Here is an 11245-nt window from a genome sequence, read left to right as displayed (position 1 = left end):
GTCGCGGTCGCGAGCGATCCTGCCATCCCCCCCGTAGGGGACGGCGGCATCCCTCACAGGAGGGATGCGCCCGGGGCCACGTGACCGGGGTCTGAGAAAGGGCCGGGACCGTCGGCGTCGACGTCGGCTTCGACCATCGGCTCGCCGGTCATGCCCAGCCGGTGGAGCGAGGCTCCGACCACGACGTCGATGAGGAACAGGACCCGCTCCTCCGGCTCGCCGAGCGCGTCCTGGAGCACGAGCCGGTAGTGGATCCTGCAACCGGGCGGCCAGTCACCGATCCGCTAGATCTCGAACTCCTCATACTCGGTCTCGCCGTCCAGGTGCGGTGCCGAACGGGTGACGGCCAGGGCGTTCGCGGCGACCGTGGGGCGGTCGAAGATCGCGCCGACGGGAATCTCCACGCCGAGCTCGTCCCGGATCCGGGAGACCATCCGGGTCGCCAGGAGTGAATGCCCACCGAGCTCGAAGAAGTCGTCTTCGACACCGACGCGGGCCAGGCCGAGCACCTCCGCCCAGATGCCGGCCAGCACCCGTTCCACCTCCGTCCGCGGCTCGACGAACCTGGCCCGCGAGCCGAGCCGGGACTCGTCCGGAGCGGGCAGCGCGGCCCGGTCGATCTTGCCGTTCCGGGTCAGCGGAAGGGCGGCCAGCTCGGTGAACACCGACGGCACCATGTGGTCGGGCAGGCTCGCACGGAGGAACGCGCGCAGTTCGGAGAGGTCTGGGAGCCCATCGGCCCGGTCGGCCGGGCCCAGATGGGCGACCAACTGGCGGTCCGTGCCTTCACCGAACACCGTCACCACGGCCGAGTTCAACCGGGGGTGAGCGGTCAGCGCCGCTTCGATCTCCCCCGGCTCGACGCGGAAGCCGCGCACCTTGACCTGGTCGTCGGTACGGCCGAGGAAGTCCAGGCGCCCTTCCGGCAGCCATCGGACGCGGTCTCCTGTCCGGTACATCCTCGACCCGTCGGCGGCGAACGGGTCGGGCGCATAGCGCTCCGCGGTCAGGGCGGGCCGTCCGCCGTATCCCCGTGCGACCGGCGCCCCGGCGACGAGCAGCTCTCCGGCTACCCCGACCGGTACCGGCTGGAGTCGTTCGTCCAGCACGTACAGGCGGGTGTTGGCGATCGGCGCCCCGATCGAGGGCACCCCGTCCTCCACCACACCGGCGCTCGCGCACACCGTCGCCTCGGTCGGACCATAGGCGTTCAGCAGACGATGCCGCCGAGTCCAGGCCTCCGCCAGACCCGCATCCAGCCGCTCTCCTGCCGCCACCAGCGTGCCCACACCATCAAGATCGCCCGGCTCCAGCACCCGCAGCAACGACGGCGGCACCGTCGCGACCGCGACACCTTCGGCACGCAACAGGCCTGCCAACGCGCCCGGCTCCACGCGCTGCTCGACCGTGGCCACCACCAGCGTCCCGCCACCGGCCAGCGTCACGCACACCTCCGACACGGCGGCGTCAAAGCCGAACGAGGCGAACTGCACGACCGCGTCGCCGCGGCCGACGCCGAACAACGGGGTCTGTCCGAGCACCAGGTTCGCCACGCCACCATGCGTGACCTGCACGCCCTTGGGCCGTCCTGTCGAACCCGACGTGTAGATCACATACGCGAGGCGATCCGGATGCGCCGAGGTCTCGGGTGGCATGGGCGGCATCGCGGCGAGGCTCGCCCGGGTGAGGGGCTCGTCCAGGGTGACCAGGCGGCGTCGTCCGACCGGCAGGTCGTCGATCAGGTCGCCGGTGCCGACCAGAACGGTCACCCGGCCGTCGGCCAGCATGAACTCCAGCCGATCCACTGGGTGGTCCGGATCCAGCGGCAGATAGGCTCCGCCGGCCTGCCAGGTCGCCAGAACCGCGACGATCATGTCCACGCCGCGAGGGAGGCACATCCCGACCACGGTTTCGGGGCCGACGCCGACGCCTTGCAGGTGATGGGCCAGCCGCGCCGCCCGCTCCATCAGCCCGGCGTAGGTGAGCCGGACGCCGTCGCACACCACCGCCACCGCGTCCGGACGCGCCGCGGCCTCGGCGGCGATCAGTTCGTGGACGCCGCCCGCATCCGGCAACGACACCGCCGTGTCGTTCCACTCATCCAGCAGCGCGCTCTCGGCCGGGGAGAGCAGCGGTAGATCCCAGACGTGCCGCTCCGCATCGGCCGCCACGTCTTCCAGCAAGGCCACCATGTGGTGGGCCATCCGCTCGGTCGTCGCCGCGTCGAAGAGGTCGGTGCTGTATTCGAACCGCCCGGCCAGACCACGGCCCACGTCGGTCAGGATGAGGCGCAGGTCAACCTCGGCGACCACGTCGCGCAGTTCGATGCCCTCGGCGTCCTCGGCGGCGCCCTCTCCCTCATCGGTGAAGTAGTTGAGGAGCGCCTGGAACAGCGGGCTGCGGGACCGGTCGCGCTCGGTGACCAGGGCGTCCACGAGCCGTTCGAACGGCAGGTCCTGGTGTGCGTAGGCGTCCAGCGCCGTCTGGCGGACCCGCGCCAGAACCTCGGTGAACGTCGGGTCCCCGGACAGGTCGGTACGGAGCACGAGCGTGTTGACGAAGAATCCGATCAGGTCCTCGGTCTCGGCCCGGTTGCGGCCCGCAACCGGCGTCCCGACGACGATGTCGTCCTGACCGCTGTAGCGGGCCAGCAACACCGAGAACGCGGCCAGCGCCGTCATGAACATCGACGCGCCGTTCCGCTGCGCCAGAGTCCGCAGGCCTTCGGCGGTCTGCGGCGGAACGGCGAAGTGGGTCACCGCCCCCGCCGAGGTGCGTACGGGCGGGCGCGGCCGGTCGGTCGGCAGTTCCAGTGCCGGGCTACCGGCAAGCTGGTTCGTCCAGTAGGCGACCTGCCCCTCCAGGACCTCGCCCGACAGCCACTGCCGCTGCCACAGCGCATAGTCGGCGTACTGCACCGCCAGCGGCGGCAGCGGATCGGGGCGCCCCGAGCGGAACGCCTCGTAGAGAGCCAGCAGCTCGCGCCGCAGGATCTCCCCCGACCACTCGTCGGCGACGACGTGGTGCATCGACAACGCCAGCGCGTGCTCGGCCGGACTGATCCTGATCAGGAGGGCGCGGAAGAGCGGCCCGGCCGCCAGGTCGAACGGCGTCACCGCGTCCGCCCTGACGAGCCGTTCGGCGGCGCGGAACGGCTCCGGCTCGGCGGACACGTCCACCACGGGCAGGTCGCTCGGAGCGGGCGGATCGACCACCTGGTACCCGACGCCGTCCGAGCCCGCGACCAGCCTGGTCCGCAGCACCTCGTGGCGCGCGACCACCGCCCCCAGGGCTGTGCCGAGCGCCGCGACGTCCAGGTCGCCCTGCCATCGCATCGGGGTCGACACGAGGTAGTCGGTCGAGCCGGGCTCCAGCTGGTCCAGGAACCACAGGCGTTGCTGCGAGAACGAGAGCGGCAGCGGCTGTTCCCGGCTCACGGCGGTCACGGGTGGGGCGGCCGCCTCTCGCGTGGTCTCCTCCACGACCTCGGCCAGGCCGCGCACCGTCGGATGATCGAACAGCGCCGGCAGCTCGATCTCCACACCGAACACCGTCCGGATCCGGGAGATCACCCGGGTGGCCAGCAGCGAGCGGCCGCCCAGCTCTCGGAAGCCGTCGTCGATGCCGACCCGGTCGACGTCCAGGATCTGCGCCCAGATCTGGCAGAGCTGCCGCTCCACTTCGGTACGCGGGGCCACGTATGGGGTGTCCGGCGCTTCGGGTACCTGGGAGTCGGCCGCGGCCGGGAGCTCGGTCCGGTCGAGTCGATCTCGTTCAGCCGCCGCCATGAACGGCAGGTCGCCGACATGCTGCCCGGCGTCCGCCGCGATCGCCCGCAGGACGGACGCGAAACGATCCGACATCCGCTCGATCGTGCCCGCGTCGAGGACGGCCCGGTCGTAGATGAGGCTGATCCGTAGGTCGCGTCCCAGGCCCGCGGTCACGGTCAGGGGGTAGTTGTCCCGTTCGCGTCCGTGGTTGAAGCCTGCCTCAAGGCCGTCCGCCGCTGAGCTCCGCCGTCCTTCTTCCAATTCTTGGACGGGGTAGTTCTCGAAGACGAAGAGCGTGTCGAACAGCGACTCGCCGGCGGGCAGGCCGACCCATTCGGTGATCATCGCCAGGGGGGTGTGCTCGAAGCGGCGCGCCCTGGCCTGCTCGTCCTGCAGGCGCGACAGCCACTCCGCCACCGGCAGGTCGCGGTCGACGCCGATCCGCACGGGAGTGGTGTTGATCAGCAGGCCGACCATGGAGTCCATGCCGTCGATCTGGCCGCCACGACCCGACGACGTCACTCCCAGCACCACATCGTCGCCGCCGGAGTAGAGCGACACCACCAGCGCCCACGCCCCCTGCACGACCGTGTTCACGGTGAGGCGGCGCCGTCGCGCGAACTCGATCAAAGCGGTCCCGGGCACGTCGGCCTGGACCTTGGCCTGGCCCTGCTCGCCGGTGGCGCGTTGGACGCCCAGCGGCGTCGCCCGGGTGACCCCCGACAGTCGCTCCCGCCAGTACTCCCGCGCCTCGTCCAGGTCCTGTCCGGCGAACCATGCGACGAAATCGCGGAACGGCACCCGGGCGGGAAGACGAGGACGGCCGCCGGCGCGGAAGGCGTGGTAGGCCTCCAGCACCTCGCCGACCACGATCGGCAGACTCCAGCCGTCCAGCATCAGGTGGTGGTGACTCCACACCATCTGGTGCCGGTCGTCTCCGATCCGGATAACCGCGATGCGCACCAGCGAGGGCGCGGTGAAGTCGGCTCCCCGCGTCCAGTCGCCGGCGAGATGGTCGTCGACGGCCCGCTGCCGGTCCGCTTCGTTCAGGTCCCTGAGGTCCAGCACCTCCAGCGGAAGCGGGACCGAACGGGACACCACGGCAAGGGGTTCGAGAACGCCGTCCCACACCACCGTGGTACGGAACACCTCATGCCGGGCGAAGACCAGCTCCCAGGCGCCACGCAGGGCCGCCAGGTCGAGGTCGCCCTCCAGCAGCAGCCCGCTCTGCACCCAGTACATGCCGGGTTCGGTGGCCAGCCGGGTGTGGTACACCATTCCCTGCTGCAACCCCGTCAGCGGATAGACGTCCTCGACCACCGTCGGGACCTGGGCCGTGACCTGGTCGACCTCCTCCTGGTTCAGGTTCGCCAGCGGGAAGTCCGATGGGGTGCGGCCGCCGACGCCGGGACTCAGGCAGTGGTCGATCAGCTCGCCGAGCACCTCGATGTACCGCCGCGCCAGCCGGTCGATCGTGGCCTCCTCGTGGACCTGACCGCAGTAGGTCCACTTCAGCTCCAGGCGACCGTCCACGACCAGGGAGTTGATGTCGATCAGGTGGGTGCGCTCGCCCTCCGCCGAACGGGTCTCGCCCAGCAGCCGTGCGCTCGGCCGGAACCACCCCCCGCTGCCGTCCGAGGGGCCGTCCATTCGCGTGCTCTGCCCGACGTAGTTGAAGGCCACCTCGGCGGTCGCGGCCGAAGCCCCGTCCGTCAGGTGGCGCAGCAATCCATAGCCGAGCCCCTTGCGCGGAACGGCCCGCAGGTACTCCTTGGTCCGCCGTAGCGCTGCGCCCGGATCACCATCAACGGCCGCGCCCAGCACCACGGGATAGACGTTGGTGAACCAGCCGACCGTCCGCGAAACGTCGATGTCGGGGCCGACATCCTCGCGTCCATGGCCCTCGAGGTCGACCAGAACCGACCGCTGTCCCGCCCACTGGGTCAGGACCACGCCCAGAACGCACAGCAGCACGTCGTTGATCTGCGTACGGAAGACGCCTGGCACCTCGTGCAGAAGGCGGTTCGTCTGCTCCTGATCCAGGGAGACATCCACGTCGGCGGCAAGCGCGAGGGTGTTCGGTCCGTCGTGGTCGCGTGGCAGCGGACCGGCACCGGCGGCTTCGACCTCACGCCAGTAGCCGACCTCGGCCACGTCGATCGAATCGGCCAGCTCGGTCAGCCGCTGCGACCACGCCCTGAACGAGGTCGACTTGACCGGCAGCTCGGCCCCCTCGTACGCCAGGGAAAGGTCCTCAAGCAGGATCGGCCACGACACCGCGTCCACCACCAAGTGATGCACGACGATCAGCAGATCCCGTTCGAAGAGCACCGCCCGGAGCAGCGGACCGTCCGACAGATCCAGGCTGGCCTGCGCCTCGGCACCGCGGGCCCAGTCGTCCCCCTCGGCGACCCACAGCAGCTCGCCGGGCTCGGCGGCGACCATCCGGCCCGTCCAGGCGCCGTCCTCGCGGACGAACCGCGAACGCAGCACATCGTGGTGCTCGATCACCATGTGCAGGGCCCGCCGCAACCGCTCAGGCTCGACCCGCTCGTCGACCTCCAACACCATCGACTGGTTGAAATGCCACGGCTCGCGCAGCTCCCGCTCCAGGAACCACCGCTGGATCGGCGTCAACGGGTAGTCACCCGCCAGGAGCTCCTGCTCGGCGTCGATCAGGCTCTCCGAGCCGGCCACCGCGGCCAGGCCCGCGACCGTCTGCTGGTCGAACAACTGCGCCACGGACACATGAACGCCCAGATCCCGCGCCCGCGCGACCACCCGGATGCTGATGATGGAGTCGCCGCCCAGCTCGAAGAAGTTGTCCTCGCGCCCTACCCGCTCGACGCCCAGTACCTGCGCCCACACCTCGGCCAGCACCCGCTCGGTTTCGGTGCGCGGCGCGACGAAGCCGCCCAGCTCGGCCCGGGCGCCCTCGGGGGAGGGTAAGGCGGCGCGGTCGATCTTCCTGCTGGGGGTCAGTGGCAGCTCGGCCAGCTCGACGAACACCGCCGGGACCATGCCGGCCGGGAGCCGCTCCCCCGCGAACGCCCGCAGTTCGCTCACCGACGGGATGCCGTCGGAAGGCGCGGCGGGAACGAGATAGGCCACCAGCCGTTGGCCGCCGTCCACTTCCCTGGCCGCCACCACGGCCGAATCCACCATGGGATGGGCGGCCAGCCCCGCCTCGATCTCGCCCGGCTCGATCCGCACGCCGCGGACCTTGGCCTGCTCGTCGGCACGCCCGGCGAACAGCAGCTCGCCGTCATCCGTCCACCGCGCCAGGTCCCCGGTGCGGTACATCCGTTCACCACCGGTGTCGGTGAACGGGCAGGCCACGAACCGTTCAGCGGTCAGCGCCGCACGGCCCAGATAGCCCCGCGCCAGCTGCACCCCGGCCAGATACAGCTCCCCGGTCACTCCCGGCGGCACGGGTCGCAGGAATTCGTCCAGCACGTACGCCCGGGTGTTCCACACCGGACGGCCGATCGGTACGACGCCGAGGCCACCGCTGGACGGGCACGACCATGCCGTGGCACCGATCGTCGTCTCGGTCGGCCCGTACAGATTGTGCAGCGGCGCGGACACGCGCAGGCCGACCTCAGCCACCAGCCCGGCCGGCAGCGCCTCGCCACCGGAGTAGACCCGGCGCAGGCTCCGCGTCATCTCCCCGATCCGATCCTGGCGCACGAAGGCCGTCAGCATGGACGGGACGAACTCGGCAGCGGTGATCCCCTCCCGCTCGATGAGCTCGGCCAGATATGCCGGATCGCGCTGGCCGCCGGGCTGGGCGAGCACCACGGCGGCACCGGTGATCAACGGCCAGAACAGCTCCCACACCGACACGTCGAAGCTGAGCGGGGTCTTCTGCAGCGCCCGGTCGTCGGTCTCCAGCACGTACTCGCCCTGCATCCACAGCAGCTGGTTGACCACACCGCCCTGCGTGACCTGCACACCCTTGGGACGGCCCGTCGAACCGGACGTGTACATCACATAGGCCGGCTGCGCCGGATGCGCCGCCTCCGCGGGGAGAGCGGGCGCCGCCGCGAGCTCGGCGCGCACCGCCGGGTCATCGAGCCAGACGACGTTGTCCGCCCCCGCGTGCTCCAGCGCGCCCCGATGGCCGATCAGCACGTTCACGCCGCTGTCGGCGAGCATGAATTCGAGGCGGTCGGCCGGGTAGTCGGGGTCAAGCGGCAGATAGGCGCCTCCGGCGTGCCACACCGCGAGCAGTGCCACGACCGTGTCCACGCTTCGTTCCAGGCAGCAGCCGACGAGGGACTCCGCGCCGACGCCCATCCCGCGCAGCCGGTGAGCGAGCCGCGCCGCGCGTTCCATGAGCCCGGCATAGGTCACCGAGACGCCATCGCACACCACCGCCACCGCGTCCGGACGAGCCTCGGCCGTCGCGGCGATCAGCTCGTGCACCCCGCTCGCATCCGGCGACGGCACGGCAGTGTCGTTCCACTCATCGACCAGCACCGCACGTTCGGCATCCGTCAGGACCGGCAGGTCACCGACGCGCTGCCCGGGGTCCGCGGCGATCGCCGCGAGGACGGTGGCGAGGTTGCCCGCCATCCGTTCGATCGCGCCGTCCGCGAAGCGCGCCCGGTCGTAGGTCAGGCGGATCGTGAGCTCGCGGCCGGCCGCGGCGACCAGGTTCAGCGGGTAGTCGTCCTGCTCGCGCCCGTGGTCGAGCGCGGCCCGCAGGCCACCGGCCGCGGACTGTTCCCGGCCCGCCTCCAACGCCTCGACCGGGTAGTTCTCGAAGACGAAGAGGCTGTTGAACAGGTCCTTGCCGGACGGCAGGTCGGTGCACGCGGCGATCGTCGTCAGCGGCGTGTGCTCGAACCGCCGCGCGCGTACCTGCTCGTCCTGGAGTGCCGCCAGCCACTCCGCCACCGGCAGGTCACGGTCGATGCCGATCCGCACCGGCGTGGTGGTGAGCAGCAGGCCGACCATCGCGTCCATGCCGTCGATCTGGCCGCCACGGCCGGACGAGGTCACGCCGAAGACCACGTCGTCATTGCCGGAGTAGCACGCGAGCACCAGCGCCCACGCACCCTGGATCACGCTGTTCAGCGTCAGCCGGTGCCGCCGGGCGAAGGCGGTGAGCTCGCCGCCGGCCGGCAGCGGCACCCGTGCCTGTCCCTGGCCCTCACCTCCGGTGGCGTGCTCGGTGCCCAGCGGTGCCGCCTCGCCGATCCCGGCCAGCCGTTCCCGCCAGTAGTCGCGGGCCTCGTCCAGGTCCTGCCCTGCCAGCCAGGCGACGAAGTCACGGAAGGGCGGGCGCTTCGGCAGTCGCGGCCGCCGTCCCGCGCGGAAGGCGTGGTACGCCTCCAGGACCTCGCCCAGGACGTTCGGGACGCTCCAGCCGTCCAGCAGCAGATGATGGTAGCCCCACAACAGCCGATGCCGTCCGTCACCAAGTTTGAGCACCGTCAGCCGGACGAGCGTCGGAGCGGAGAAGTCGGCGCCCTGTGCGCTGTCGGCCGCCAGGTCGTCGTCAATGACCCGGCGCTGTGCCGCCTCGTCCAGTTCCGAGAGGTCCAGCACCCGCAGGGGCAGTGGAACCGACCGCGACACCACCGCGAGCGGCTCGGGGACCCGGTCCCACACCGCGGTCGTGCGAAGCACCTCGTGCCGGGCGAAGACCAGCTCCCAGGCGAGACGCAAAGCCATCAGGTCCAGCTCGCCTTCCAGCAGCAGCCCGTTCTGGACCCAGAACATGCTCCGCTCCGCGGCCAGCTCTGCCTGGAACACCATGCCCTGTTGCAGGGCGGTGAGCGGATAGACGTCCTCGACGACCGTCGGCAGGCTCCCGGTGATCAGGTCGACGCCGTCCTGGTCGAGGCCCGCCAGCGGGAAGTCCGACGGTGTGCGGCCACCGACGCCGGGACGGCAGCAGTACTCGATCAGCTCGCCGAGCACCTCGATGTAGCGTCGCGCCAGCCGGCCGACCGTGGCCTCGTCGTGCATCTCGCCGCCGTACGTCCACGCCATTTCCAGGCGGCCGTCGGCGACCATGCTGTTGACCGTGATCAGGTGCGGGCGCTCGGCCTGCCCCGGCTCGGGCTCGCCCAGCGGCGGTCCGGACGGCCGGAAGCGCCCACCGGAGCCACCGGCCTCCTGGGCTCCTGTCTGGCCCAGATAGTTGAAGCTCACCTCGGCCTTCGGCCCGGGCGTCCAGGCGGGCAGGTAACGCAGAAGGCCGTAGCCCAGGCCCTTTCGCGGGACGGCCCGCAGGTACTCTTTGGTACGCCGCAGCAACGCGCCGAGATCTCCGTCTCCCTGTCCCGACAGGACCACCGGGTACATGCTCATGAACCAGCCAACGGTGCGGGACACGTCGATGTCGGCGCCCACGTCCGCACGCCCGTGCCCCTCCAGATCCACCACGACCGACGGCGTCCGGCACCACTCGGTGAGGACCTGGCCCAGGACGGACAAGAGGACATCGTTGATCTGCGTCCGGAAGGCCCCCGGCACCTCCCGCAGCAGTCGTTCGGTCTGCCCCTGTCCCAGCGTCGCCCGGACCTCGCGGACCAGGGCGTTGGAGTTGACTCCGTCGTGGTCGCGTGGCAACGGAGCGACGGCGGCCTCCACCTCGCGCCAGTAGCCGGACTCCGCCGGATCCGCCAGTTCGGCGAGACGCCGGGACCAGGCCGTGAACGAGGTGGTCTTGGCGGGCAGGTCGGCCCGCTCGCAGGCGAGAGCCAGGTCTTCGAGGACGATCGGCCACGAGACGGTGTCCATCACCAGGTGATGCGCGACGATCAGCAGCCGCTGACCGCCGTCGCCGCGTTCGAACAGCACGGCTCGGACAAGCGGACCGTTCGCCAGGTCAAGACCGGCCTGCGCCTCCGCGCCCACGGCCTGCTCGTCGCCGTCGTGCACCACCCGCAGCAGTTCGTCCGGCTCGACGGCCACGGTCCGGCCCGTCCACTCCTCACCGTCCCGGACGAAGCGCGACCGCAGCGCATCGTGGTGATCGAGAACCGTGTGCAGCGCCGCGCGCAGCGTCCCAGGCTCGATCCGCTCGGCGATGTCCAGCACCATCGACTGGTTGAAGTGCCCCGGGTCGGGGGTCTCACGGTCCAGGAACCACCGCTGGATCGGAGTCAGCGGGAAGTCGCCCACCACCGGGCCCTGTTCGGCGTCGATCAGGCTCTCCGCACTCGCCACCGCCGCCAGGCCCGCGACGGTCTGCTGCTCGAACAGCTGCGCCACCGACACGTGCACGCCAAGTTCCCGCGCCCGCGCGACCACCTGGATGCTGATGATCGAGTCGCCGCCCAGCTCGAAGAAGTTGTCCTCCACCCCGACGCCTTCGACGCGGAGCATCTGCGCCCACACCTCGGCCAGGACGCGCTCCGCCTCAGTGCGCGGCGCGACGTGGCCGCCGAGTTCCGGGCGGGCGCCGTCCGGGGCGGGCAGTGCGGCGCGGTCCAGTTTGCCGTTCGGGTTCAGCGGCA

2 protein-coding genes are annotated in these 11245 nt (G+C 71.1%); both read right to left on the bottom strand.

Going from position 1 to position 11245, the window contains the following annotated elements; genetic code table 11:
* Nucleotides 1-53 precede the first annotated feature (53 nt).
* Entirely contained in the window at nt 54-239 is a 186-nt protein-coding gene (locus ABD340_RS38950; protein WP_344596108.1) for a hypothetical protein, read from the bottom strand.
* A gap of 45 nt (nt 240-284) precedes the next feature.
* A complete protein-coding gene (locus tag ABD340_RS38945) occupies nt 285-11126 on the bottom strand; it encodes an amino acid adenylation domain-containing protein (RefSeq protein ID WP_344596106.1) in 10842 nt (3613 codons plus the stop codon).
* Nucleotides 11127-11245: the final 119 nt, after the last annotated feature.

It is taken from the genome of Actinomadura vinacea, from assembly GCF_039532545.1.
GTDB classification, from domain to species: Bacteria; Actinomycetota; Actinomycetes; order Streptosporangiales; family Streptosporangiaceae; genus Spirillospora; species Spirillospora vinacea.
Note: the sequence above shows the minus strand (reverse complement) of the source record. Positions and strands in the feature narration are given on the sequence as shown.